We start from the raw sequence: 23,685 nt of genomic DNA, 5'->3' as shown, positions 1-23,685 counted from the left end.
TCACTGGCTCGGCTCCGGTAGCGTGCACTCGGTGATCTTCGGGTTCGCCCCCAGATAGTTGAGAGGGCCCGCCACGAGTGTGACAGCGATCGTGCCCCATTCGCCGCAGTTGACCGGCGGATTGGTGAAGTAGTTTCGCTGCATCGCCGCGACCATCCCGGACCCGACCCAGACCATCAGCAGCGTAGACAGCAAGAACCTGGCGACTTGATGGGATGGCCTGGCGTGGATCTCCCGTACTTCGCGAATTTCCCGATCACGTCGATTCCGTCGGCCGCGCATCGTCATCGCATCCTCTCCGTGTGCGATCAATCACGCTGATACCCCATGTGAACAGCGGCAATCCTGTGGACACCACCACGACACGCGCAAAGTCTGCTGTACCAACTGTGCGGCCCGGCAACCGGACAGTCAACGGTACGCCGCGAAAGCCGGGCCGCGCAGCCGCTCGCCACCGGGTTGTCGGACCCCGCTGCCAGACTCGGTCCCGTGCGATGGGCGGTGGCGGAGTGGGGCGACGGTGGTGCTCGTTTGTGTCCCCTGGAGCGGGACGGTCGACCCGCGGGACCGGCGGTCTACGAGCCGTCGCTGGCCGAGGCGGTGCGCTCACGTCCTGAGGTCGAGCGGTGGGTGTGGCGATCCACCGCGGAGATCTACCGGACCTTGCTCGCGGCCGACGTGCGCGTGGAGCGCTGTTACGACGTGCAGGCCGCGGAAGCCCTGCTGATCGGGCACGAGGAGGGCCAGTCGGGTCAGGCGCGTTCCCTGGCGGCAGCCTGGGCGCGCCTGCACAACCTGCCGGTCCCGCCGGACGCCCCCGCACGGGCGGCCGAAACCCAGCCGTCGCTGTTCGAGTCGGCGCCGGTGCCGCTACCGCCCGGCACGGACGAGTTCACCGCGCTGCTGGAGGTCTACGCGGGACAGGTCGCCAGGACGGCGCGGACCGAGCATCCGGAACGCATGCGGCTGCTGCTGGCCGCCGAATCGGCGGGCATGCTGGTGGCCACGGAGATGTCGCGGTCCGGGATCCCGTGGCGGGCGGACGTCCACCGCGAATTGCTGGACACCATGCTGGGGGAGCGCGTTCCCGGCGCACCGGAACCGCGCCGGATGGCGGAATTGGCCGATGAGGTGTCGCGAGCCTTCGGCGGTGCGGTCCGGGTCCGGCCCGACCTGCCCAACGAGATCGTCAAGGCCTTCGCCCGCTCCGGGATCGTGCTGTCCTCCACCCGAAAATGGGAACTCCAGCAGGTCGACCACCCCGCCGTAGCGCCGCTGCTGGCCTACAAGTCGCTCTATCGCCTGTACACCGCACATGGCTGGTCCTGGCTCGAACAATGGGTGCATGGCGGCCGATTTCGTCCCGAATACCTGCCCGGCGGCACGGTGACGGGCCGCTGGACCACCAATGGTGGTGGGGCCCTGCAGATTCCGAAGGTGATCCGGCAAGCGATCCGTGCCGATCCTGGCTGGTGTCTGGTGGTCGCCGACGCCGACCAGATGGAGCCGCGCGTGCTCGCCGCCGTGTCGCGCGACCCCGGATTGATGGAGGTGGCCGGTCGCGGCGAGGATCTGTACGCGGATCTGGCGGTCCGCGGATTCGGCGGTGATCGCGCCCAAGCCAAGATCGCCCTGCTCGGCGCCATCTACGGGCAGACCTCCGGAGATGCCCTGATCCACCTCGCCGGTTTGCGTCGGCGGTATCCGGCGGCGGTCGCCTATGTCGACGATGCGGCGCGCGCCGGCGAGGAAGGGCGCCTGGTGCGCACGTGGCTGGGGCGTACCTGTCCGCCGCTGTCGGTCGCTGCGCCGGAGGAGCCGGACCCGGCCCAGGAAGAAAATCCGGGGGGATACGGCAGCAGCTCCGCGGCCCGGGCCCGTGGCCGGTTCACCCGCAACTTCGTGGTGCAGGGCAGCGCCGCCGACTGGGCCCTGCTGGTCCTGGCCGGTGTGCGTCATGCGATCGCCGGTCTGCGTGCCGAACTGGTCTTCTTCCAGCACGACGAGGTGATCGTGCACTGTCCGGCGGAGGAGGCGGCAACGGTGACCGCCGCGATCGCCGCCGCGGCCGAGACCGCGGGCAGGCTCGCTTTCGGATCGACACCGGTGCGGTTCCCGTTCACCACCGCTGTGGTGGAGTGTTACGGGGACGCCAAGTAGAAAGGCCCCCACACAGAACAGTCCCCGGTAGTCTCCATCGAATCCATGAGCTTTCAGTCGTCGCTGACAACTCTGGCATTCGATTGGCTTGCCGGGGGCCTGGCCAGATCCTCGAAAATTGTCACCGAAGTCAACAGACGTCTCTACTGACAGCGTCACTCATTTCCGGTGTTCTGGTATATGTACAGTCTTCTCCGGATTTTCGTTCTGTCAATACCTGTGGGCCCCTGAATCCGGCTTTTTTCGGCCCCTCCGGGCTGCGCGCGCAAATCGGTGCCGAGACGTGTTGTGCATCGGCATCGGCGCGGCGCAGAATGCTGGGTGTGGAGCTGACAGCCGTGCGTGTCGACAAGCCGGATGATCTCAACGTCGTCATCGGGCAGGCGCACTTCATCAAAACCGTCGAGGATCTGCACGAAGCGCTGGTCGGGGTCAGTTCCCACCTGCGGTTCGGGCTGGCATTCTGCGAGGCATCCGGGCCGTGCCTGGTCCGGCACTCCGGCAACGACGACGATCTGATCGAGCTCGCCACGACGAACGCACTCGCCGTCGGTGCGGGACATTCGTTCATCGTCTTCCTGCGTGAGGGATACCCGGTCAATGTGCTCAACGCGATCCGGCACGTCCCAGAAGTCTGCGGAATATTCTGTGCCACCGCCAATCCCGTGGATGTGTTGATCGCCCAGACCGAGCTGGGCCGCGGAATTGTCGGAGTAATCGACGGGTCCGCACCACTGGGCGTGGAGAATGCCGACGATCAGGCAGACCGTCGACAGCTACTGCGTCAGATCGGCTACAAGTTGTAGGGGCCCGCGTCCGCCGCGTCCGCTGAGGCATTGTGCGGACGGTAACCGTGGAGGACAGTGGGTATGTCCGGTGGCGCCCACCGGGGCGCCGCCTTTATGGGAGCAGGAGGTGGCTCGTGTACGCACGTTCAAGCACCATTGCAGCCCAGCCGTCGTCGATCGACGGTGGGCTCGCGTACCTCCGCAATGAGGTGATGCCGAATCTGCCCGAGCTGGAAGGCTGGGTCGGCCTGTCGCTGATGGTGGACAGGTCGACAGGGCGCTGCATCGCCACTACCGCGTGGGAATCCGAGGACGCACTGCATGCCAGCAGCCGGCGCGTCCAGCCAATGCGTGATGGTCTGGCCCAGTCGCTGCACGGGCCGGTCGAGAAGGTCGAAGAGTGGGAAGTCGCGGTGATGCACCGTGATCACCTGGCAGGCGCGAACGCGTGCACCCGCTGTACCTGGGTGCAGGTCGATCCGTCCGGTATCGACCAGGCGATCGATACGTTCAAATCACAGCTGATGCCGGAGTTCGAGAAGCTCGAAGGATTCCGCAGCGCCAGCCTGTTCGTCGACCGGGCAACCGGCCGCGGCGTCGGCTCCACCGTCTGGGCGAGCCTCGAGGAGCTGGACAGCAGCCGCGAGCACGCTGATCGGATCAGGAAGATGGCGACCAAGGTCACGGGTGCCAGGATTCTCGATGTGGCGGAGTTCAGGTTGGGGTTCGCTCACCTGCGTGTGCCTGAGATGGTGTGACATCAGGAGTCATTCGGCCCGGGAGTGCAGACTCCCGGGCCGGATGCTGCTAGACCGAATCGCCGCTGTGTGTCGCGAGGTAGACGAGCACACTCGTGGCGAGCGCGAACGCGCCGAGAAGACCACCAGCGATGGTATCGGCGCGGTTCGTTGCCACCCCACGTTCGATCCGGTCCCACCCGATGAACGCCGCGGCCACCGCGGCGACCGACGACGGCACCGCCACGAACTCCGTGGCCAACGGGATGAACGAGAACACACAGGCGACGATGCCGAGCACCAGCGACGCGAGTCCGGCACCGTTGCGTGGTGGCGGCGAGGCCTCGATGTCGGGCACTCCACGAGCGTAGCCCGCACCCTGCCGACCGTCACGGAGTGCGCGGTGCGCGTTCCCGGTCGGCCGGGGTGTAGGGGATGTTGGCGGCCCGGTTCTGGTCGACGCGGATGGCCCGGCCCAGTTGGGGGAAGGCGCGCTGGGCGCAGTCGGGCCGTTCACAGATCTTGCAGCCCGCGCCGATCGGCACCGCGGTGCTCTCGTCGTGGATCGGCAGCCCGTGGGAGTAGACGAGCTTCTCGGCGTAGGCGAGGTCACAGCCGAGGCCGATCGCGAAATCCCGTTTGGGAGAAAGATATCCGGGTGTGCTCTCGTCGGTCGTGCGAGCCAGCCACAGGTACTTGCGGCCGTCGGGCATCTCGGCGATCTGCGTGCGGATCCGGCCAGGGGTGGTGAATGCTTCGTGTACTACCCACAGCGGGCAGCTGCCGCCGACCCGGGAGAAGTGAAAGGCCGTGGCGGACTGCCGTTTGGAGATATTGCCCGCGCGGTCGGTGCGGACGAAGAAGAACGGGACGCCGCGCTGGTTCGGGCGCTGCAAGGTCGAGAGCCGATGGCAGACGGTCTCGAAGCCGACCTCGAACATCGACGACAGCAGGTCGATATCGTAGTGCAGTTCTTCGGCGGCGTCGCGAAACCTGGTGTACGGCAGGATCAAAGCACCCGCGAAGTAGTTCGCCAGACCGATCCGCAACAGCTCGCGGGAGCCGGCGGGCATGGTCTCCACCGACGCGGTGAGCGTGTCGATGGTGTCGGAGTGGGTGAGGAACGCCAGCTGGGTGGCGAGCTGGAATGCCCGCTGGCCGGGGGAGAGCCTGCGGGCGAGGATTATCCGGCGGGCCTGCGGGTCGTAGATCCGCTTGGGGCCGGGGGCGGTGGGGTCGTCGGACCGGATGGTGACGGTGATGTCGTGGCGTTCGTGCAGCAGCCGGGTCAGTTGCAGATCCAGGCCGCCGATGCTGAGCCGGTTCCGGGTGAAGAGCTGCTCGGCGGCGTGGTCGAGTTCGGGAATGTGGTTGCGCCGGTCGTAGAAGAAGTCGCGCACGTCCTCGTACGGCATCGCCGTGCCGGGCTCCACGGTCGAGCCCTCGATGCCGGCGGAGAACTGCTCCAGCTGCTCGGTGGCTCCGCGCAGGCGCCGATGCAGGCTGACCAACAGCCTGGCCGCACCGGGTACCCGGGTCATCAGGTCGTCGAGTTCGGCGTTGGTGACCGAGGAGGCGTCGGGGTCGTCGGCGAACACGTCCTGCAGGTCGGCCAGCAGCCGGGCGTCGGTGTCGGCGGCGAAGAAGCCCATGTCCAGGTCGAAGGTGGCGTTGAGCCGCAGCAGAACCTGCACGGTCAACGGTCGCTGGTCGTTCTCGAGCTGGTTGACGTAACTCACCGATAGCCCGAGCACCTTCGCCATCCCCGATTGGGACAGTCCCCGTTGTTCACGCAGCGTCCGCAGCCGTGCGCCCGCGTACATCTTCTGCATGGCGCCACTGTAGCAGCGCCTGCTTTCACAACTTACGCAACTTTGCTGATTTTCGTCCACAAGATTTGGCATTTGCGGTGTATTTCGCGGTAATCGCCACGTGTGTAACGTGCGAAACAGGCCGTTGAAACTCACCGCTCCTGGAGGTCGCACCGTGAAGAACCATCCTGTCCGCACGTACCGTTCCGCCGAGGACTTCCCACGGGAGGAACACCTCGCGTGGCGGATCGCCGAGGTTGCCACCGACGCGGTACCGGTGCAGGCGGAGACCGAGGAGATGATCGTCAACCGGATCATCGACAACGCGGCGGTGGCGGCGGCCTCCATCACCCGCCGTCCGGTGGCCAACGCGCGCGCCCAGGCACTGGCACATCCCTACGGGCCCGGCGCCGCGGTGTTCGGTGTGCCCGGCCGGTTCTCCCCGGAGTGGGCGGCGCTGGCCAACGGTGTCGCGGTGCGCGAGCTGGACTTCCACGACACGTTCCTGGCCGCCGAGTACTCGCACCCGGGTGACAACATCCCGTCGATCCTCGCCGTCGCCCAGCACACCGGCCGTAGCGGCGCCGACCTGATCCGCGGTCTGGCCACCGGGTACGAGATCCAGGTCGACCTGGTGCGCGCGATCTGCCTGCACGAGCACAAGATCGACCACGTCGCCCACCTCGGCCCCTCGGCCGCGGCGGGCATCGGCACCCTGCTCGGTCTCGACGCCGAGACGATCTACCAGGCGATCGGGCAGGCGCTGCACACCACGACCGCCACCCGCCAGTCCCGCAAGGGCGAGATCTCGAGCTGGAAGGCCTACGCACCGGCCTTCGCCGGAAAGATGGCGGTCGAAGCGGTCGATCGCGCCCTGCGCGGTGAGGGTGCCCCCGCCCCGATCTGGGAGGGCGAGGACGGTGTCATCGCCTGGCTGCTGGGCGGGCCGCACGCGGAGTACTCGGTGCCGCTGCCAGGCCCCGGCGAGCCCAAGCGCGGCATCCTCGACACCTACACCAAGGAGCACTCGGCCGAGTACCAGAGCCAGGCCCCGATCGACCTGGCCCGCCGGATGCGCGACCGCGTCGGCGATCTCGACCAGATCGCCACGATCGTGCTGCACACCAGCCACCACACCCACTACGTCATCGGCACCGGATCCAACGATCCGCAGAAGTTCGATCCGACGGCGTCGCGGGAAACCCTCGACCACTCGGTGATGTACATCTTCGCGGTCGCCCTGCAGGACGGCACCTGGCACCACGAGCGTTCCTACGCCCCCGAGCGCGCGCAGCGCCCCGACACCATCGAGCTGTGGCGCAAGATCTCCACCGCCGAGGACCCGGAATGGACCCGGCGCTACCACTCCACCGACCCGAACGAGAAGGCCTTCGGCGCCCGCGCCGAAATCACCTTGAAGAGTGGCGAAGTCATCGTCGACGAGCTGGCTGTCGCCGACGCGCATCCGCTGGGTGCCCGTCCGTTCGCGCGCGACCAGTACGTCGCGAAGTTCCGCACCCTGGCCGAGGGCGTCATCGACCAGGCCGAGCAGGACCGCTTCCTCGACGTCGCCCAGCGCACCCACGAGCTGACCGCCGAGGAGCTTGGCCTGCTGAACTTCACCGTCTCCGACGAGGTGCTCGCCCGCGCGCCGAAGCTGCCGAAGGGGCTGTTCTGATGACCGGCCCGCTGGCTTCGGCGACCTCGGCCGCCGACAAGCGCCTCGCGTTCCGGGCCGGTCTTGCCTCCGCGCGGATCCAGCGGTTCCCCGGCGCGTTCAATCCACTGGTGGCCAAGCTGATCCAGGAGATCGGCTTCGAAGGCGTCTACGTCTCGGGTGCGGTGGTCTCCGCCGACCTCGCGCTGCCCGATATCGGGCTCACCACGCTGACCGAGGTCGCCGGGCGCGGTCAGCAGATCGCCCGGGTCACCGACCTGCCGGTCCTCATCGACGCCGATACCGGCTTCGGTGAGCCGATGAGTGCGGCCCGCACGGTCACCTTCCTCGAAGACGCCGGGATCGCCGGCGCGCACTTCGAGGACCAGGTCAACCCGAAGCGGTGCGGTCATCTCGACGGCAAGGCCGTTGTTTCCGTGGACGAGATGGTGCGCAGGCTGAGGGCGGCGGTGTCCGCACGCCGCGACCCGAGCTTCGTCCTCTGCGCGCGCACCGACGCCGCGGGTATCGAAGGCATCGACGCCGCGATCGAACGCGCCGAGGCCTACGCCGAGGCCGGTGCGGACCTGATCTTCACCGAAGCGCTCTCCGAGGCCGCCGAATTCGAGAAGTTCCGTGCCGCGGTCGCGATTCCGTTGCTGGCCAACATGACCGAATTCGGCAAGTCCGAGCTGATCTCGGCCCAGACGCTGGAGTCCATCGGCTACAACGCCGTCATCTATCCGGTCTCCACGCTGCGGCTGGCGATGTTCGCCGCCGAGGCCGGGCTGCGCGAGATCTACGAACAGGGCACCCAATCCGGTCTGCTCGACCGGATGCAGCATCGCAGTCGCCTCTACGAACTGCTGCAGTACGAGCGCTACAACGAATTCGATTCCGACATTTTCAATTTCGCTTTGGGAAGGGACCAGTGATGACGGACATCGCCGTACCGACCATCTACAAGGGACTCGCCGGTGTCGTCGTCGACACCACCGCGATCTCGAAGGTGGTCCCGGAAACGAACTCGCTGACCTACCGCGGCTACGCCGTGCAGGACCTGGCCGCGCACTGCTCCTTCGAGGAGGTGGCCTACCTGCTCTGGCGTGGTGAGCTGCCCGATCACGTCGAGCTGGAACGGTTCTGCCAGCAGGAGCGCGCGTCCCGGCGCGCGGACCGGTCGCTGCTGTCGCTGGTGGTGAAGATGCCCGACAACTGCCATCCGATGGACATCGTCCGCACCGCGATCAGCTACCTCGGCGCCGAAGACCCTGCCGAGGACGACAACTCGGCACAGGCCAACCGCGCCAAGGCACTGCGGATGCTCGCCGTGCTGCCGACCATCGTGGCCGCCGACCACCGGCGCCGCCACGGCCTGGATCCGATTCCGCCGCACTCCCATCTGGGGTATGCGGAGAACTTCCTGAACATGTGCTTCGGCACGATCCCGTCGCGGGAACTGGTCAAGGCGTTCGAGGTCTCGCTGATTCTCTACGCCGAGCACAGTTTCAACGCATCCACTTTCGCCGCGCGCGTCGTCACGTCGACCCTGTCCGATATCTACAGCGCGGTGACCGCCGCGATCGGCGCGTTGAAGGGCCCGCTGCACGGCGGCGCCAACGAAGCGGTCATGCACGACATGCTCGGGATCGGCGATCCCGCCCTGGCCGAGGAGTGGTTGCGCACCAAACTGGCGCACAGGGAGAAGGTGATGGGCTTCGGCCACCGGGTCTACAAGAACGGTGATTCCCGGGTGCCCACGATGAAGAAGGCCTTCCTCGACATCGCCGCCGCGACCGACGGCGGCAAGTGGGTGCAGATGTACGAAACGCTCGAACGCACCATGGACGAGGCCACCGGCATCAAGCCCAACCTCGACTTCCCGACCGGCCCCGCCTATTACCTGCTCGGATTCGACATCGAGGTGTTCACCCCGATCTTCGTGATGAGCCGGATCACCGGCTGGACCGCGCACATCATCGAGCAGGGTGAATCCAACGCTCTGATCCGGCCACTGAGCGAGTACGTCGGAGTGCCACAACGGGCGGTCGTGGCCTAGCACGCCGGGTAGTGACTCTCTGTGTCTCCGAGGGTGATTCGGTGGCGACCGGATGAAGAGCGAAGCGGCCGTCACCGCGCCGCGCGGCGGTATCGTTGGGCGAATCGCCGTGGCGAAGGTACAGCAGGTCGAGGGCGGCGACCTACTAGTGGAACTGGGGGAGAGTCGATGACCGATGCTGAACGACCCGCGACCAAGCCGACGCCGTTGGTCTCCCGGACTCCGTCGGTCGCGCAGAGTCTGCGGACACACGCGGGTCGGGGTGTGCCGTTCTCGGTCGAGTTCAATCCGCCGCGTGATGCCGTGGGTGAGGCGAGGCTGTGGCGGACGGTGCGCGAGTTCGAGCGGATGCATCCGGCCTTCGTGTCGATGACCTACGGCGCGGGCGGGTCGACCAAGGACCGGACCGCGCGGATCACCGGTGAGCTCGCCACCGAGACCACGCTGCTGCCGGTCGCGCACCTCACCGCCGTCGGGCACAGCGTCGCGGAGTTGCGTGCGCTGATCGGCTGCTACGCCGATTCCGGCATCCGCAACGTGCTCGTCCTGCGCGGTGATCCGCCGGGTGATCCCCTCGGCGAGTGGCGCAAGCACCCCGGTGGCGTCGAGTACGCCGAGGAACTGGTGCGCATCGTGCGCGACCTCGGCGACTTCCACGTCGGCGTCGCCTCGTTCCCGCAGGGCCACCACCGCTCGCCCGACCTCGACCACGACACCCGCCACCTCGCCGCGAAACTGCGTGCGGGCGCGGAGTATTCGATCACGCAGATGTTCTTCGACGTGGAGCACTATCTGCGGCTGCGAGATCGGGTCGTCGCCCTCGACCCGATCGAGGGAGCGAAACCGATCATCCCGGAGCTTATGCCGATCACCTCACTGCGGACCGTCCAGCGCGCGGAAGAGCTGAGCGGCCGGTCGCTGCCGAAACGGGTGATGGAACGCCTGCGCCGCGCCGCGGGTGACGGGCCGGAGGAGAACCGCGCTGCTGTGCGTGCCGAGGGAGTCGAGATCGCGACGGAGATGACCCGACGTCTGATCGACGAGGGAGCCCCCTGCCTGCACTTCATCACCCTGAACTTCGCGAAGGCGACCAGCGAAGTCCTCGGCAACCTCGGCTACGGAGTGACAGCGGCCCCGATCAGCGCTTGAAATCCGCGACGTTACGATCGGGTGATCGGGCCGCCTCAGGGAGGACGCGCAGTGATTCTGACCGACCGCATCGCACGGGGTGTCGCCGACGGCGAGGTTTCGACAGTGTTCCGGCGCTGGTCAGCACCCCGAGTTCGGGTCGGCGGCACCCTGCACACCAGCGCTGGGATCGTCGAGATCGTCCGCGTCGACCGGATCGAGCCACAGGAGATCTCGAACGCCGACGCGCACCGCGCCGGAGAGCATGACGCTGAAGCCGTGAAAGCGGCCCTGCGTGGCTCCCCGCAAAATCCGGTCTTCCGGATCGAGGTCCGCTACGTCGGGCCCGACGAACGGGTGGCGTTGAGGAGCGATGCGGACCTATCCCCGCAGGACGTCGCCGAGATCTCCGCGGCACTGACCCGGCTGGACAAGGCGAGTCGCCGAGGATCATGGACAGGTGCGGTCCTCGCCGCCGTGGCGGAGCATCCCGGTCGCCGTGCGGCCGACCTGGCGGAGCCTCTCGGCAGAGACAAGGATTCGTTCAAGCTCGACGTACGAAAGCTCAAGAACCTCGGCCTGACCCACAGCTTGGAGACCGGCTACGAGATCTCACCGCGCGGCGCGGCGTATTTGCGTGCCATCTCTAGCTGAGAATTTGTACCAGTCGTACCGTGGACTCGGGAGCTTCAGGGAAACCCGGCCACCTCGGATAACCGGCCGGGCTGCCATCGCCTTCGCACGGGGTGCCGGGGGTCACAAGATCGTGTCGGAAACCCTGCGGGCCGACCGTAGGTTTCGGCGGTGGCGACCGCAGGATTCCGATTTCCCGTAGACATCCGGGGAAGTGTTGTCGGAACATGGGTGACAGTTCGATCGGGGAGTCGGTAATTCCTGCCGTGAATTGTTTCCGAAGTCCTCGGAACATAATGTCACCGATGTCTCCGAACAATTCTGTGACGCATTGTGCCGAATCCTGTTCACGCAATGATCGGGCCGGACTCGGCGACGAGTCCGGCCCGATCGGGCGGTGGGTGCGCTGCGCTCTTCAGATCGGTCCGTGGCCCGCGGCGACCCGGCCCGCGACATGCCGGACATCGCGATGCGAGATCAGCCACTCACCCTCGTAGTGCTCGAACTCGTCCTGGGCCAGTCCGATGACGACCCAGTCGGCCGGTCGGCCCACGTCGGTGGCGGGAGTGCTCAAGAACCAGTGCCACACCGTGGCATAGGCGGTGAGCAGGGGTTTGTCGCCGTTCCACTCGATGGTGGCCTGCCCGATGACGTGCGCGACCAGGGAGCGCTGCGACTTGGGCACCCGGCTCATGTGATCGGTGAACTCGTCGCGGCCGTGGAACAGGACCGGCGGGCCCGGCATGATCCGGTACTCGATCAGCGCGTCGGGGGTGAAGCACTCGCTGAACCGCTCGCTCTCCTGGGTGTCGGCGATCCGGAAGAATTTGTAGAACGTTCGGAAGATCGCTCGCTCCGCTTCGATGGTGGCGAGGAGATTGTCCGGTAGTGCGGTCACGTCGGTCCTTTCTCTGCCGGCGACAACGCATCGCGCGGCGCGTCGTTCGATAATCGACACGAGGCGAAGCTAGCACGGTGCCCGAAACTTTCCGATGGCGTACCAGACAATTCGTGCGACGAGGTATTGCGAGCGGTGTGATCCGAATTGTTGACCGAATATTTCGAGGTGTGAAATCTTTCGATGTGTCGCCCGCCGTGAGTCCCACGTGAATCCGGGCAGTAGGTCGGGCAAGTCCACCACGGCCAGAATGATTCTGCGCCTGGCGCCGCCGACCTCAGGGCGCATCGTGTTCGACGGCGACGATGTGACGACCAGCAAAGGCGCGCGATTGCGGGCGCTGCGACGTCGCGCCCAGGTGATCTACCAGAACCCGTACAGACACCGGTGTGGCGTACCTGTTCATCTCGCACGACCTGGCGGTGGTGCGCCAGATCGCCCATCGGGTCGCGGTGATGCGGCAGGGCCGCGTCGTCGAGACGATGTAGGAGATACCTCGCGCAGGCGGCGGAGCTGATCGGCCGCCTGCGCGGGCGATCCGGTGGGCAGTGTCGGGGCATCCTCGGGCATCGGCGGGGGAACGGTGACGAGCCCGAAGCGGAAAGGGCGGTGGCTCAAGGGTTCTCCGGTGCCCCGTAGGCGCGCAGGAAGGTGTCGACGGCAGCGGTGGCGACAGCGTGCATCTCGGCGGTGGCGACCTTGCGGGTGCCCAGCCGGGTGCGGCCCTCCATCGGGCCGGTGATCAGCACGAGGAACTGCTCGGCGGCGGTCGCCGGATCGCTCGCCCGCAGACGGCCCGCCAGCGCCAGGCGCGCCAGCCGATCCGCGAGCGCGTCACCGAGCTGATCGGAGGTCCGGCTCACCACGACATCGATCAGATCGGGGAACTGGGCGACCTGACCGTAGGTGAGCCAGCGCAGCGACCGGGCCTGCTCGGTACAGCAGGACCGGATCAACCGGTACGCCACGTCTTCCAGGGTGGCGCGCAGATCCTCGCCCGGGTTCCGCAACCGCTCGACCACCGCCAGATTCTCGGCGAGCACCGCGTCGCTGGCGGCGGCCAGCGCGTGCCGGAACAGCGTTTCCTTGTCGTTGAGGTGGTTGTAGATAGTCGGCTTGGCGACGCCGGCCACCTCGGCGATCTCCTGCACGCCCGCCTGCGCGTACCCCCGGCGGGCGAAGACCACGAAGGCCGCGTCCAGGATCGCCTGGCGCTTGTCGATCCGCCCTCGCGAGGTGGTCTGCCCGGTCGGCGTATGCGCTGAAGTCACACCGGCAGTCTAGCCCATCCGCACGAGGAAATTTCCTCGCGGGTTCAGTTTCATGTACTCCGGTTGATATGTTCGTGGCAGAACATTAGAGTGAACCGGCGAGTTCAATCATGCTGTTCCACTTCGGGAGAGACCCATGATGCAAACCCCAGGAGACAGGCTTGATCCGCCTGTGCGCCACAGTGTTCGCCCGAGTGGAAGCGATCGGGCGGCGAGCGAGTCATGTTCGGTGGTCGGTCTCCAGGCCGAGCCGTGGCTGGAGATCCTGCAGGCGCCTGCGCGAGACGGATTGACGGTGACCGAGGTGTGCCGTCGATACAAGATCTCGCGCAAGAGCTACTACAGCTATCTCGCGCGCTACCGGGAACATGGCGTGGCGGGATTGGCACCGCGGTCGCGCAGGCCCAAGACTCTCCCGGCCCGGACACCAGCCGAGATCGAGGCCGTCGTGGTGCGAGTTCGGCTGAACCACCCGCGCTGGGGGGCACGCAGGATCCGGGCGCACCTGTTGCGCTCTGGTTCGAGTCGAGTGCCCGCAGTGTCGACAGTGCACGCGATCCTGCGCCGCCACGGTCTGATCGGCGCGCAGTCGGATTACGCGGCCTTCATCCCAATGCAACCGCCGACCGCGAAGGAACAACTGATGACGGCACACCAGACGCCCAGCCGTGCGGGGGATAACACCTGATGACTACATCGACCTCCACCCGGGACGATGCCGCCGAAGCGTTGTTTCCGCGGCGTTGGGCCGCGATGGCCGTGCTCGTCCTGGGATTTACGCTGGATCTGCTGAATGTCACGATCGTCAACGTCGGTCTACCGGCCATCCAGGCGGATCTCGGGGGGACTCCCGCGCAGGTTGGCTGGATCGCGACTGCCTACCTGCTGGCCTTCGCGGCGACGCTGATCACGGCCGCCCGGTTGGGCGACCTGTGGGGCCGCAAACGGGTGTTCCTCGTCGGGCTGGCCCTGTTCGCTCTCGCCGGCGGCTGGTCCGCGCTCGCGAACACCCCGGCCGAACTGATCGCCAGTCGTGCGGCGCAAGGCGCTGCCGCGGCGATTCTGGCGCCACAGGTTCTCTCCAGCTTGTTCGTTCTCTTCCGTGGACCCGAACGCGCCACCGTCCTCGGCATTTTCGGTGTGGTCGCCGGACTCGCGCAAGCTGGGGGATTGCTGCTGGGAGGTGTGCTCGTGACCGCGGATGTCGCCGGATCGGGATGGCGGGCGATCTTCTGGGTCAGCGTCCCCGGTGCACTCGTTCTGCTCGGCCTCGGCGCGTGGCTCATCCCGGAGAACCGCGCCGAAGGTGCGCTGCGGCCACGCTGGCTCGCCGCGATCGGCCTGACCGCCGGTCTGGTGGCGATCGTGTTCCCGCTGCTGGAAGGCCGCACGTATGACTGGGCGCCGTGGACCTGGCTCCTGCTGGCAGCAGGCGTCGCCGCCGTCGCTCTCGTTGCCATCGGCGAGAATCGTGATGCGGCCGGTCGGGCCGGAGCGCTGTTGCCGCTGGACCTGCTTCGTGCGCGCACCAGCAGCGTCGCACTCGCCGTTCAAGTGGTTGCCTTCGCCGCCTTCAGCGGATTCTTGCTCGTCTTCGTTCTCTGGCTCCAAGAAGGCCAGGGCTATACGGCACTGCGAGCTGGAATCGTGACCGTCGCGTTCTCCGTCGGCGGACTGGCGGTCGCCCCGCTGGTGGGACGCCTCACCATGCGGTTCGGCCACTTCGCTGTCATCGCGGGCACCCTTTTCGGCGCCGTCGGCACCCTGGCGGTACTGGGCGCGGCCACTACTGCGACCACTGACGTCAACCCGTGGCTGCTCGCGCCCGGACTGTTCGTCGTCGGTATCGGCATCAACCTTGTCCAACCTCCGTTGACGACGTTGTTCTTGTCTACGGTGCCGACGCGCTACGCGGGGTCGGCTTCGGGAATCTGGACCACCGGCCAACAGTTCGGTGGTGCGGTCGGAGTGGCCTCCCTGAGTGCCATCTTCTTCGGTGTCGCCGCCAGTGATGGCTACCGCAGCGCTCTGACTGCCTGCGCGCTGACGATCATCGCGGCGCTGGTGGTCAGCGCGGTGCTCTGCATTGCTCTGCCTTCCCCGGCGGCCACATGAGATCTCACCGCGCGGCGTGTTTGCGTGCGATCGCTAGCTGAGAATTCGTACCAGTCGTACCGTTGGATTCGGGAGATCAGTCAGCGTCGACGAGGAGGCTACTCATGTATGCAGCAAAGGGCGACCGGCTAATCGTGCATGGCAGGACCGTCGGGCAACACGATCATGTGGTCGAGATCGTCGAGGTACTCGGCCACGACGGCGCGCCTCCCTACCGGGTGCGGGCTGAAGACGGCCACGAGAGCATCATGTCGCCCGGGACGGACGCCCAGGTGGTGCATCGCGAGGCCTCGGACACCGAGTAAGCCCCCGCATCGAGCACGCTACCAACGCCCCGTGGAGACCCTGCCCATGGTCTGCGTGCGACAGAGGATTCCCACTGGGCGGGACTCTATCGGTCGATTGTCCAATTCGCCGGGTGTCGGGGCCACTCGGCAACTACGGTGCCGCGCATGTCTCGCACTCACCGTATTCTCGCGGCCGCCGCCCTGGCCGCTGTCCCACTCGCCGCGGCAGTGCCCGCCCCGGCGGCTCCGGTCGTGAACAAGGTCGTGGTCATCGGTATCGACGGCACGCTGTGGAGTGAGGTGTCGGCGGCCGATGCCCCCAACCTCGACCGCCTGGCCGCGGAGGGCACCCTGGCGCGCACCTCCATCGCCCCGCACACCACCATGTCGTGCGTGTCGTGGGCGACGGCGCTGACCGGTGTGTGGGATACCAAGCACGGGATTCAGGACAATGGATCCACCTGCAATGCGGGACCTTTCGCGCAGTATCCGACGGTGTTCACCCAGGTGGAACGGGAGCGTCCGTCGTTGTCGACGGCCTCCATCGGCACCTGGGACAAGATCGGCATGATCGCGCGCACCGGCAGCCCGCAGGCCGACCGGGTGGCCGTCACGCAGATCGATCCCACCGGTGCGGGTGTCTGTGAGACCACCGCCGATGCCAACGCCACCGCGGCGGTCGTCTCGGCGATCACCGAGGACGGGACCGATCTGCTGTTCACGCACCTCGATCAGGTGGACATCGTCGGGCACACGCTGCGCGGAATCTGGCCGCAGGCGTATCGCGATGCCATCGGCCGGGTGGACGGCCTGGTCGGGAAGATCACCGCCGCGGTGGACGCGCGGGCGGCTTCGCATGCGAACGAGCGGTGGACGATTCTGGTCACCACCGACCACGGGCACAAGCCGGATGGTGGCCATGGTGGGCAAAGTGCCTACGAGACGGCCAGTTTCGTGATCGCGCGCGGAGCGGGGTTCGCTGCGGGCACGCAGAACAATGGGTACACCCTCGCCGACATCACGCCGACCGTTCTGGATCTGCTCGATATCTCGGCACCGGCGAATCTCGACGGCGAGTCGATGTTGACGGGCGGTTCGGGCAACCCGGCGGCACCGGTGCCGAATACGCCACCGGTCGACTCCGGGATCACCGGTTCGTCGTCCGGTTCGGCGCAGGCGGCCATGGTGGCGAATCCGTTGTGCCTGCTGGGAAGTGGATCGGCCAGTGGATCGGCGAGCGGTTCGTATGAGAAGTAGTGCGTTGACAGCTGGATCGCCTGGAGGATTGACGAGAATGAGTCTGTCTCGGATGCTGGTCGCGATCGGGTCGGCCGTCGCTATCGCTGTGGCCGGGTCGAGCACGGTGGGTGCCGCGCCGGGAGGCAACTCCGGCTCGGGGCACGGGAGTGCGAGCGGGTCCGGCACGGGTAGTGCGGGGGCCGCACCCACTGCTGTGCAGTCCCTCGGACCCGAGTTCATGTGGGGCGTGTCGATGGCGGGATTCCAGTCCGAAGGTCATGCGCCGGACAGCAATTGGATTCGCTATGCGAATTCGGGGAAGGCGCGCGACAGGTACGGTGATTCGGTCGACTTCTTCACCCGATACGCCGAGGATATCGACCTGGCGGCCGATCTCGGAGCCAAGGTGTACCGGCTCAGTATCGAGTGGGCGCGGGTGCAGCCGCAGCCGGATGTGTGGGACGAGAACAACTTCCGCTTCTACGACAACGTCGTGCAGAAGATTCGCGCGGCGGGAATGCGTCCGATGCTGACGCTCGACCATTGGGTGATTCCCGGCTGGGCAGCCGACCGTGGTGGCTGGACGGGCAAGACGATGGTGTCGGATTGGCTGGCCAATATGCGGCAGGTCGTCGACCGTTACGCGCCGTACAACCCGTTGTGGGTGACCATCAATGAGCCCATGGGCTATGTCGCGCAATCGATCAAGATCGGCGATATCGGTGCGGTCGACGCACTGCCGATGTTCGAGCGACTGGTGCAAGCGCACAGCGCGATCTACGACTACATCCACCTTCGTCAGCCGGACGCGCTGGTGACCAGCAATGTCGCACAGTACCCGGTGGTGCAGAACCTGACCGATCGGCTGTTCGTCGATCGAGTTCGCGCGAAGCTCGACTACCTCGGCATCGACTTCTATTACGGTGCGTCACTGTCGAATCTGCCGAGCTTCGCCCTGCTGGGCGACGAACTGTGGAAGAACGCGATCGAACCCGAAGGTATCTACTACGACCTGCGCGCCTACGCCGAGAAGTTCCCTGAACTGCCGCTCTATGTGGTGGAGAACGGCATGCCGACCGACAACGGGCTACCGCGCACCGACGGATACGACCGAGCCGATCATCTGCGCGACACCATCTATTGGATTCAGCGCGCGAAAGCCGACGGCATCGACGTGATCGGCTACAACTACTGGAGCCTCACCGACAATTACGAATGGGGCAGCTATGCACCGCGATTCGGTCTCTACACGGTCGATGTGAAGACCGACCCGAGCCTCACGCGCCGACCGACCTCCGCGGTCCCGGCCTACCGGAACATCGCCGCACTCGGCGGAGTGCCCGCCGACTACCGGCCGACCCGCGACCCCGCCCTGTGCTCGATCGTCACACCGTTCGACAGCTGCCTGCGCCCCGTTTCGGTGCCTTAGGCGGGGATGAGCCCAGCCGCCTCTCGCAGCCCGAGCGTGATCACGGATGAAGCCGGCTGGTGGATTCCGGCTCCTGCTCGGTCGTGGCCGACCAGCCGGCGAGCAGCTTCAGGCCCTCCTCGGCGGCGGTGCCAGGGGGCGCGCTGTAGACGACCACGCTCAGGCCGCTGTCGTCCGGCAGGGTCATGGTCTCCTGGTCGAGTTCCAGGTCGCCGACGAGCGGGTGGTTGAGGCGTTTGGAGCTCTGGCTGAAGGCATAGACGTCCTGGGAGCCCCACATCACGCGGAAGGCGTCACTGCGGGTCGACAGTTCACCGATCAGGTTCGACAGCTCCCGGTCGTAGGGGTTCTTCCCCACCTCGGTGCGCAGCGCGCCGACGGCGAAGCGGGCCATACGCTCCCAGTCGATGTAGAACCGCCTCGCCGCGGGGGTGAGGAACGCGAACCTGGCGACGTTCGCCCCGCAGGTCGCATCGGCGTACATCTCCGAGTACAGGGCCCGGCCCAGCGAGTTGGCGGCCAGCGTGTCGAGGCGGTTGTTCATGACGGACGCCGGCAGCCCCGGCATGCCTTCGACGATTCGCGCCACGCTGGGCCGAACCGTCGGCCGGACGGCCCGCTGCCGGGCCCTGGGCGCCGGTCCTGCCGCGCGGGCGAGGTCGTACAGATACATGCGCTCTGTGCCGTCGAGCCGCAGTGCCTGGGCCAGCGCGTCCAGCACGCCGTCGGAGACACCTTTGAGGCTGCCGCGTTCCAGGCGCGTGTAGTACTCGACGCTCACCCCGGCGAGCGTGGCGACCTCACCCCGGCGCAGTCCGGGCACCCGCCGCTGACCGTACGTCGGCAGACCCGCCTGCTCGGGCGTGATCCGCTCGCGTCGGGAGCGGAGAAACGCGCTGACTGCGTCCCGGTTGTCCATCAGGACAGCGTAGGCAGCCCGCGGGGCGGGTGGGGGGCACTGCCAGGACCCCTCACAGCGGAGTCTCCCCCGTCACGGCCGCGTCCCGTTGCATGGTGCATGCCCCGGTCCTCCGGGGCCCGGTCGGTGCGAGGACATACCCGCCCCGACCGGACGAACAAGACTGAAGGGCACACGCGATGAGCGATCAGATCGAGACAGTGACGCAGACCCCGGCGGATGTCGTACGAGGGCTGTACGACGCGCTGCGACAGGGCGACGTGCCGGGTGTCCTGGCCACACTCGACCCCGAGGTGATCGTGGACGAGCCGAATCAGCTTCCCTACGGCGGCGTGCACCGAGGCCGCGAGGTGTTCGTCCAGTCGGTCCTTGGCGTGATGATGGGCTACGCCGACGTCGCCATCACCGATGCCGAGGTGTACGAGGGTCCGGCGGGCGTAGTCGGAACCCTCACCGGAACGCTCACGGCCCACACCACCGGTGAGCGGTACCCGCTGACCATGGTCGAGATCCACCAGGTTGTAGACGGCACGGTGCACAAGATCGACGTCTACACCAAGAACCCCCACGATCTCGCCGCGTTCTACGCGCGTGCCGAGGCAGGCACCCGATGACGACGCCACACGCCTGTTCTATCCGGCTTCGGCGATGCGGTCGAGCAACTCGGTGAGCAGGCCGCTCTCGCCGGCGGTGAGGGCGGTGGTCTGTGGGAGGAGGGCACGCAGGGCGACTGCCGCGCCGGCGGGGCCGGGTGCCGCCGTGATGGGAACGTCGGTGTGATCGTGGCGATGACGGCTTCCCTCGCCAGATGGGACACGGTGATGTCGCGGTGGTCCGGGGGAGTGGCGATGAGGGCCAGGGTGGTGCCGCCGCCGACGGCGTGGACCAGTTGGGTGGCTCGCGCCTCGTCGATGCGCAGTCGGCCTGCTTCGGCGATCCGGTGGATATAGGCGCCGAGAACCGCCAGTGCGGTCAGCGCCGCGGGCGAGGTGCCGCCCGGACGGGACTCGGCATACATGAGGGTGTAGAGAGCCGGGTTGGCCAGGCCGAATTCCATGTTCAGATTCCAGCCGGTGCGCAGGTCCGCGACCGGGTCGTCGGTGGGCTCGCGACTGGTCTTCTCGCTCAGGTGGGCTGCGAAGCCGTAGGCCGCGACCGCGTCGAGCAGGCCTTGCTTGTCGACGAAGAGCCGGTAGATGGTCGGGGCCTGGACGCCGGCCGCGGCGCTCACCGCGCGGGTCGACACCGCCTCGCGTCCACCTTCCGCGAGGAGCTGGGCTGCGGCGGCGATGATCCGTTCGCGGTTCCTCTCGGCGGCAGCGGGGCGATCAGTCTCCATGGTTATACCGGCCAGATCGGCCACCAGGTCCTGGACAGACTCGTCCACGACGGCCAACCGGTCCGGGTCATCGCCCGCGACCCCGCACGGCTGAATCCACGGATCCGTGAGCGCATCGAGGTCGTGCAGGGATCGCACAGCGATCCCGAGGTCCTCGCCGCGGCATTCGCGGGCGCAGACAGCCTGTTATGGCTGGTCCCCCCGAACCCCCGCGCCGCGGACATCCACGACCACTACCTCGACTTCACCCGCCCGGCCGCCGAGGCCATCAAGACCAGGGGCGTCACGCGCGTCGTCGGTGTCACCAGCCTGGGCCGCGCCTACGGAAAGCCCGCCGGGCTACTGTCGCCCGCGTTCGCGATGGACGAGATGATCGAGGGCACCGGAGTGAGCTACCGGGCCCCGACCAGCTTCCGCCAGTGGTGTCTTGAGGTACTGAAGCCTGCCGTCCTGACCTGAACCACCATGCTGCGGCCCGGCGACGACAATGGTCGTATGGCCACCAGTGTGGAACTGCGCGCCTACGCCGAGCTGAACGACTTCCTCCGCCCGGCCGCTCGGTATGCGGCGCAGCAGCGACCGGTCCGTCCGCATCAGACCGTCAAGGACATTGTCGAGGCCGCGGGAATCCCGCACACCGAGGTCGATCTGATACTGGTCAACGGTGAGTCCGTCGACTTCGGCCACCACCCGCAACCGGGTGATCGGATCGCTGCGTACCCGATGTTCGAAACTCTGGATGTCGGGCCGCTGACCAGGGTTCGGGCCCGCCCGCTGCGCGAGCCGCGGTTCATCGTCGACGTCAATCTCGGCGGCCTCGCCCGGCTGATGCGCCTGATGGGACTCGACACCCGCTGCGACTGGGCCGCCGCCGACGCCGCGCTGGCCGAGACAGCCGCCGCCGAACATCGCATCCTGCTCACCCGCGACCGCGGACTCCTCGCGCGGCGCAACGTCACCCACGGCGTCTTCGTGCACGCGGACCGGCCGTTCGAGCAGATCGTCGAGCTGATCCGCAGGCTCGACCTGGCCGATCGCCTTGCCCCCTTCACCCGCTGCCTGCGCTGCGGCGGCCTCGTCACCGACGTGGCGAAGAGCGACATCATCGATCGCCTCGAACCGCTCACCCGCCGCTATTACGACACCTTTCGCCGGTGCTCGGAGTGCGGGCGCGTCTACTGGGCGGGCTCACATCAGCGGCGGCTCGACAACACGGTCACCCGAATTCGCGCCGCGACGAGGGTCCGACGGGGCATCGACTAGAGGCGTCACTACCCGCAACAGAACGGATCAGAACCAGTTGTCGTCGGTGTCGAGTGCGGTTCGGTCCAGCTCGGCGAGCAGGTCCAGTTGTGGTGCGGTCTTGGGCAGTTCGTAGCGGAAGTAGTAGCGGGCGGCCGCGCGCTTGCCGTCGTAGAAATCGCCGTCCTCGCCGACGGTCGCCAACTCCTGCTCGAGCCAGATCCAGGCGATCACGATGTGCCCGAACGCCTCGAGATAGACGGCGGCATTGGCCATGGCCGCGGCCGGGTCGCCCGCGGCGAACATGGCCGCGGTGACGGCGAGCAGTCGCTGCCATGCGGCGTCGAGTCGCCCGGCGTGATCGCCGGGTTGTCCGCCGGCCGCGCGGGCCGCGGTCACGGTGTCGGCGATGCGCTCGCTCAGCAGGAGCAGCGAGGCGCCGTCGTGCTGGATCACCTTGCGGCCGAGCAGGTCCAAGCCCTGGATGCCGTGGGTGCCCTCGTGGATCGGGTTGAGCCGGTTGTCCCGGTAGTGCTGTTCGACATCGTATTCGCGGGTGTAGCCGTAGCCGCCGTGGACCTGGATCGCCAGATTGTTGGCTTCCAGGCACCACTGCGATGGCCAGCTCTTGGCGACGCCGGTGAGGATCTCCAGCAGCCGGGTGTGCGCGCGGGCGGCCTCCGCGTCGGTGGCGGTGCGTTCGAGATCGATGAGCCGGTTGCAGTACAGCAGCAGTGCCAGCGCTCCCTGGCAGTAGGCCTTCTGCGCCAACAGCATTCGCTTCACATCGGGGTGTTCGATGATCGGGATCTGCGCGGTGGCCGGGTCCCTGGTCGTCAGGGCACGGCCCTGGTGGCGGGTTCGGGCGTACTCGACGGATTTGAGGTAGCCGGTGTAGCCCAGCGCGGTGGCGCCGAGGCCGACGCCGAGCCGCGCCTCGTTCATCATCGTGAACATGTACGACAAGCCGCGGTGCGCCTCGCCGACGAGGTAGCCGACCGCACCCGGCGCTCCGTGCGGAGTGTGGCGGCCCTCGCCGAAATTGAGGACGGTGTTGGTGGTGCCCCGATAGCCCATCTTGTGGTTGAGCCCGGCCAGGACGACATCGTTGCGCTCGCCGCGCGACCCGTCCTCGGCGACGAGGAACTTCGGCACGATGAACAGCGAGATTCCCTTGGTGCCCGCCGGCCCGCCTGGGATCTTCGCCAGCACCAGATGCACGATGTTCTCGGTCAGTTCGTGATCACCGCCGGAGATCCACATCTTCGACCCGAACAGCCGGTAAGTGCCGTCGGCCTGCGGCTCGGCGCGGGTGACGATGTCGGCCAGGGAACTCCCCGCCTGGGGTTCCGACAGGCACATGGTGCCGGTGGCCGTTCCCTCGATCATGGGGTGGACGAACCGCTCGATCTGGTCGGCACTGCCGTGCGCCGCGATCAGATTCGCGTTGCCGATGGTCAGGAACACATAGGCGGTGGTGCCGACGTTGGCGGCCTGGAACCAGCTCATGCCCGCGGCCTGCACGGTCGCGGGCAGTTGCAGCCCGCCGAGGGCCTCGTCCATGCCCGCGCCGATGAGGTTGGCCTTGGTGAACGCTTCGACCGCGGCGCCCACCTCCGGGATCATGGTCACCGTCGTGCCGTCGAAGGTGGGTTCGTTGCTGTCGTTGCGCTTGTTGTGCGGGGCGAAGTAGCGCGTCGCGATGTCCTCGCACAGCTCCAGGAAACCGTCGAAGGTCTGCTTCGAGTGTTCGGCGAACCGCGGCGCCGCGGTCAGGTCGTCTACCCGCAGCCATTCGTAGAGCAGGAAATCCAGATCCCGGCGGGAGATCAGGGTCGAGCGCACGGTCGTCCTCTCCGGGGTCTCCGCCTCGAACGGCGGCCCCTGTGCTGTCGGCACCAAGCTACCGACGATCGGTGATTGGTTCCGGGGAAACCCGCCGCTGGGTCGGCACCGCGGCGAGACCCGGTGTC

At 67.2% G+C, this 23,685-nt stretch carries 25 protein-coding genes and 2 pseudogenes; 19 read left to right on the top strand and 8 right to left on the bottom strand.

Translation table 11 applies throughout. From position 1 onward, the window contains the following. Window positions 1–288 (bottom strand): hypothetical protein, encoded by a 288-nt coding sequence (locus ACWF9G_RS31255; protein ID WP_379311401.1) that lies wholly within the window; start codon window positions 286–288, stop codon window positions 1–3. 201 nt (window positions 289–489) lie between these two features. Here ACWF9G_RS31255 and ACWF9G_RS31250 point away from each other — a divergent pair, with 201 nt between their 5' ends. The 3 genes from ACWF9G_RS31250 (at window position 490) to ACWF9G_RS31240 (ending at window position 3,706) form a co-directional block, all read left to right on the top strand. Then, the gene (locus ACWF9G_RS31250) at window positions 490–2,160 is read left to right on the top strand and encodes a bifunctional 3'-5' exonuclease/DNA polymerase (RefSeq protein WP_452519702.1); all 1,671 of its coding nucleotides are present in this window, start codon (window positions 490–492) and stop codon (window positions 2,158–2,160) included. 323 nt (window positions 2,161–2,483) lie between these two features. Then, the gene (locus tag ACWF9G_RS31245) at window positions 2,484–2,966 is read left to right on the top strand and encodes an adenosine-specific kinase (protein WP_452519700.1); all 483 of its coding nucleotides are present in this window, start codon (window positions 2,484–2,486) and stop codon (window positions 2,964–2,966) included. A gap of 194 nt (window positions 2,967–3,160) precedes the next feature. Next, on the top strand, window positions 3,161–3,706 hold the full coding sequence (locus ACWF9G_RS31240; protein WP_452519699.1) for a hypothetical protein: 546 nt from the start codon (window positions 3,161–3,163) through the stop codon (window positions 3,704–3,706). A gap of 49 nt (window positions 3,707–3,755) precedes the next feature. On the opposite strand, the gene ACWF9G_RS31235 is transcribed toward ACWF9G_RS31240, so the two are convergent. Together ACWF9G_RS31235 and ACWF9G_RS31230 are read right to left on the bottom strand one after the other, a co-directional pair. Continuing rightward, window positions 3,756–4,043, bottom strand: a complete 288-nt coding sequence (locus ACWF9G_RS31235; RefSeq protein ID WP_379310664.1) for a hypothetical protein — start codon at window positions 4,041–4,043, stop codon at window positions 3,756–3,758. 31 nt (window positions 4,044–4,074) lie between these two features. Further along, window positions 4,075–5,517: a short-chain fatty acyl-CoA regulator family protein gene (locus ACWF9G_RS31230; protein ID WP_379310663.1), complete on the bottom strand. Its 1,443-nt coding sequence runs from the start codon at window positions 5,515–5,517 to the stop codon at window positions 4,075–4,077. A gap of 154 nt (window positions 5,518–5,671) precedes the next feature. Here ACWF9G_RS31230 and prpD point away from each other — a divergent pair, with 154 nt between their 5' ends. The 6 genes from prpD to ACWF9G_RS31200 are packed head-to-tail and all read left to right on the top strand — an operon-like array spanning window position 5,672 to window position 10,994. Next, the gene (prpD, locus tag ACWF9G_RS31225) at window positions 5,672–7,174 is read left to right on the top strand and encodes a 2-methylcitrate dehydratase PrpD (RefSeq protein WP_452519697.1); all 1,503 of its coding nucleotides are present in this window, start codon (window positions 5,672–5,674) and stop codon (window positions 7,172–7,174) included. After that, window positions 7,174–8,088, top strand: coding sequence for a methylisocitrate lyase (prpB, locus tag ACWF9G_RS31220; protein WP_452519695.1), 915 nt, complete (start codon window positions 7,174–7,176; stop codon window positions 8,086–8,088). Before prpD ends, prpB begins: the two co-directional genes overlap by 1 nt. Then, window positions 8,088–9,212, top strand: coding sequence for a bifunctional 2-methylcitrate synthase/citrate synthase (locus tag ACWF9G_RS31215; RefSeq protein WP_452519694.1), 1,125 nt, complete (start codon window positions 8,088–8,090; stop codon window positions 9,210–9,212). The genes prpB and ACWF9G_RS31215 overlap by 1 nt, the downstream gene beginning before the upstream one ends. Before the next feature lie 52 nt (window positions 9,213–9,264). Continuing rightward, entirely contained in the window at window positions 9,265–9,384 is a 120-nt protein-coding gene (locus ACWF9G_RS31210) for a biotin/lipoyl-containing protein (RefSeq protein WP_452519692.1), read from the top strand. Next, window positions 9,381–10,361: a methylenetetrahydrofolate reductase gene (locus ACWF9G_RS31205; protein WP_452519690.1), complete on the top strand. Its 981-nt coding sequence runs from the start codon at window positions 9,381–9,383 to the stop codon at window positions 10,359–10,361. Before ACWF9G_RS31210 ends, ACWF9G_RS31205 begins: the two co-directional genes overlap by 4 nt. Before the next feature lie 51 nt (window positions 10,362–10,412). Beyond that, window positions 10,413–10,994: a hypothetical protein gene (locus tag ACWF9G_RS31200; protein ID WP_452519688.1), complete on the top strand. Its 582-nt coding sequence runs from the start codon at window positions 10,413–10,415 to the stop codon at window positions 10,992–10,994. 394 nt (window positions 10,995–11,388) lie between these two features. Here ACWF9G_RS31200 and ACWF9G_RS31195 read toward each other — a convergent pair whose 3' ends face one another. Further along, window positions 11,389–11,871: a nuclear transport factor 2 family protein gene (locus tag ACWF9G_RS31195; RefSeq protein WP_452519687.1), complete on the bottom strand. Its 483-nt coding sequence runs from the start codon at window positions 11,869–11,871 to the stop codon at window positions 11,389–11,391. A 250-nt stretch (window positions 11,872–12,121) separates the two neighbouring features. Here ACWF9G_RS31195 and ACWF9G_RS31190 point away from each other — a divergent pair. Together ACWF9G_RS31190 and ACWF9G_RS31185 are read left to right on the top strand one after the other, a co-directional pair. Further along, window positions 12,122–12,187 (top strand): annotated as a pseudogene (locus ACWF9G_RS31190) (hypothetical protein); the annotation flags it as partial. Window positions 12,188–12,251: 64 nt separating this feature from the next. Continuing rightward, window positions 12,252–12,350 (top strand): annotated as a pseudogene (locus tag ACWF9G_RS31185) (peptide ABC transporter ATP-binding protein); the annotation flags it as partial. Window positions 12,351–12,485: 135 nt separating this feature from the next. Here the strand turns inward: ACWF9G_RS31185 and ACWF9G_RS31180 are convergent. Further along, complete coding sequence (locus ACWF9G_RS31180) at window positions 12,486–13,142, bottom strand: TetR/AcrR family transcriptional regulator (protein WP_452519685.1); 657 nt, start codon at window positions 13,140–13,142, stop codon at window positions 12,486–12,488. Window positions 13,143–13,278: 136 nt separating this feature from the next. Between ACWF9G_RS31180 and ACWF9G_RS31175 the strand changes: the two genes are divergently transcribed. The 5 genes from ACWF9G_RS31175 to ACWF9G_RS31155 all read left to right on the top strand — a co-directional run bounded on the left by ACWF9G_RS31175 (window position 13,279) and on the right by ACWF9G_RS31155 (window position 18,212). Next, complete coding sequence (locus ACWF9G_RS31175) at window positions 13,279–13,830, top strand: helix-turn-helix domain-containing protein (RefSeq protein ID WP_452519683.1); 552 nt, start codon at window positions 13,279–13,281, stop codon at window positions 13,828–13,830. After that, window positions 13,830–15,257 (top strand): MFS transporter, encoded by a 1,428-nt coding sequence (locus tag ACWF9G_RS31170; protein WP_452519681.1) that lies wholly within the window; start codon window positions 13,830–13,832, stop codon window positions 15,255–15,257. Before ACWF9G_RS31175 ends, ACWF9G_RS31170 begins: the two co-directional genes overlap by 1 nt. Before the next feature lie 104 nt (window positions 15,258–15,361). Continuing rightward, window positions 15,362–15,562, top strand: coding sequence for a DUF1918 domain-containing protein (locus ACWF9G_RS31165; protein WP_452519679.1), 201 nt, complete (start codon window positions 15,362–15,364; stop codon window positions 15,560–15,562). Between the two features lie 147 nt (window positions 15,563–15,709). Further along, on the top strand, window positions 15,710–16,801 hold the full coding sequence (locus ACWF9G_RS31160) for an alkaline phosphatase family protein (protein WP_452519678.1): 1,092 nt from the start codon (window positions 15,710–15,712) through the stop codon (window positions 16,799–16,801). Between the two features lie 52 nt (window positions 16,802–16,853). Then, window positions 16,854–18,212: a family 1 glycosylhydrolase gene (locus ACWF9G_RS31155; RefSeq protein WP_452519727.1), complete on the top strand. Its 1,359-nt coding sequence runs from the start codon at window positions 16,854–16,856 to the stop codon at window positions 18,210–18,212. A 40-nt stretch (window positions 18,213–18,252) separates the two neighbouring features. On the opposite strand, the gene ACWF9G_RS31150 is transcribed toward ACWF9G_RS31155, so the two are convergent. After that, window positions 18,253–19,131, bottom strand: coding sequence for a helix-turn-helix transcriptional regulator (locus ACWF9G_RS31150; protein ID WP_452519677.1), 879 nt, complete (start codon window positions 19,129–19,131; stop codon window positions 18,253–18,255). Window positions 19,132–19,310: 179 nt separating this feature from the next. Between ACWF9G_RS31150 and ACWF9G_RS31145 the strand changes: the two genes are divergently transcribed. Further along, on the top strand, window positions 19,311–19,745 hold the full coding sequence (locus ACWF9G_RS31145; protein WP_452519675.1) for a nuclear transport factor 2 family protein: 435 nt from the start codon (window positions 19,311–19,313) through the stop codon (window positions 19,743–19,745). Here the strand turns inward: ACWF9G_RS31145 and ACWF9G_RS31140 are convergent. Beyond that, the gene (locus ACWF9G_RS31140; RefSeq protein WP_452519673.1) at window positions 19,715–20,518 is read right to left on the bottom strand and encodes a TetR/AcrR family transcriptional regulator; all 804 of its coding nucleotides are present in this window, start codon (window positions 20,516–20,518) and stop codon (window positions 19,715–19,717) included. The genes ACWF9G_RS31145 and ACWF9G_RS31140 overlap by 31 nt on opposite strands. Here ACWF9G_RS31140 and ACWF9G_RS31135 point away from each other — a divergent pair. Both ACWF9G_RS31135 and ACWF9G_RS31130 read left to right on the top strand, forming a co-directional pair. Continuing rightward, a complete protein-coding gene (locus ACWF9G_RS31135) occupies window positions 20,405–20,929 on the top strand; it encodes an NAD(P)H-binding protein (protein ID WP_452519725.1) in 525 nt (174 codons plus the stop codon). The genes ACWF9G_RS31140 and ACWF9G_RS31135 overlap by 114 nt on opposite strands. A 36-nt stretch (window positions 20,930–20,965) precedes the next feature. After that, window positions 20,966–21,733, top strand: a complete 768-nt coding sequence (locus ACWF9G_RS31130; RefSeq protein WP_452519671.1) for a Mut7-C RNAse domain-containing protein — start codon at window positions 20,966–20,968, stop codon at window positions 21,731–21,733. A 27-nt stretch (window positions 21,734–21,760) separates the two neighbouring features. On the opposite strand, the gene ACWF9G_RS31125 is transcribed toward ACWF9G_RS31130, so the two are convergent. Continuing rightward, window positions 21,761–23,557, bottom strand: coding sequence for an acyl-CoA dehydrogenase (locus ACWF9G_RS31125; protein WP_452519724.1), 1,797 nt, complete (start codon window positions 23,555–23,557; stop codon window positions 21,761–21,763). Window positions 23,558–23,685 lie beyond the last annotated feature (128 nt).

It is taken from the genome of Nocardia sp. NPDC055029 (assembly GCF_053608525.1).
This window is presented reverse-complemented; position numbering and strand designations above follow the sequence as displayed.

Coding starts and splice junctions, on each gene's coding strand:
- ACWF9G_RS31205 (WP_452519690.1), top strand. CDS start 9,381: ATGACCGATGCTGAACGACCCGCGACCAAGCCGACGCCGTTGGTCTCC.
- ACWF9G_RS31150 (WP_452519677.1), bottom strand. CDS start 19,131: ATGGACAACCGGGACGCAGTCAGCGCGTTTCTCCGCTCCCGACGCGAG.
- ACWF9G_RS31165 (WP_452519679.1), top strand. CDS start 15,362: ATGTATGCAGCAAAGGGCGACCGGCTAATCGTGCATGGCAGGACCGTC.
- ACWF9G_RS31240 (WP_452519699.1), top strand. CDS start 3,161: ATGCCGAATCTGCCCGAGCTGGAAGGCTGGGTCGGCCTGTCGCTGATG.
- ACWF9G_RS31155 (WP_452519727.1), top strand. CDS start 16,854: ATGCTGGTCGCGATCGGGTCGGCCGTCGCTATCGCTGTGGCCGGGTCG.
- ACWF9G_RS31145 (WP_452519675.1), top strand. CDS start 19,311: ATGAGCGATCAGATCGAGACAGTGACGCAGACCCCGGCGGATGTCGTA.
- prpB (WP_452519695.1), top strand. CDS start 7,174: ATGACCGGCCCGCTGGCTTCGGCGACCTCGGCCGCCGACAAGCGCCTC.
- ACWF9G_RS31170 (WP_452519681.1), top strand. CDS start 13,830: ATGACTACATCGACCTCCACCCGGGACGATGCCGCCGAAGCGTTGTTT.
- ACWF9G_RS31130 (WP_452519671.1), top strand. CDS start 20,966: ATGGCCACCAGTGTGGAACTGCGCGCCTACGCCGAGCTGAACGACTTC.
- ACWF9G_RS31230 (WP_379310663.1), bottom strand. CDS start 5,517: ATGCAGAAGATGTACGCGGGCGCACGGCTGCGGACGCTGCGTGAACAA.
- ACWF9G_RS31210 (WP_452519692.1), top strand. CDS start 9,265: ATGAAGAGCGAAGCGGCCGTCACCGCGCCGCGCGGCGGTATCGTTGGG.
- ACWF9G_RS31215 (WP_452519694.1), top strand. CDS start 8,088: ATGACGGACATCGCCGTACCGACCATCTACAAGGGACTCGCCGGTGTC.
- ACWF9G_RS31160 (WP_452519678.1), top strand. CDS start 15,710: ATGTCTCGCACTCACCGTATTCTCGCGGCCGCCGCCCTGGCCGCTGTC.
- ACWF9G_RS31255 (WP_379311401.1), bottom strand. CDS start 288: ATGACGATGCGCGGCCGACGGAATCGACGTGATCGGGAAATTCGCGAA.
- ACWF9G_RS31175 (WP_452519683.1), top strand. CDS start 13,279: ATGATGCAAACCCCAGGAGACAGGCTTGATCCGCCTGTGCGCCACAGT.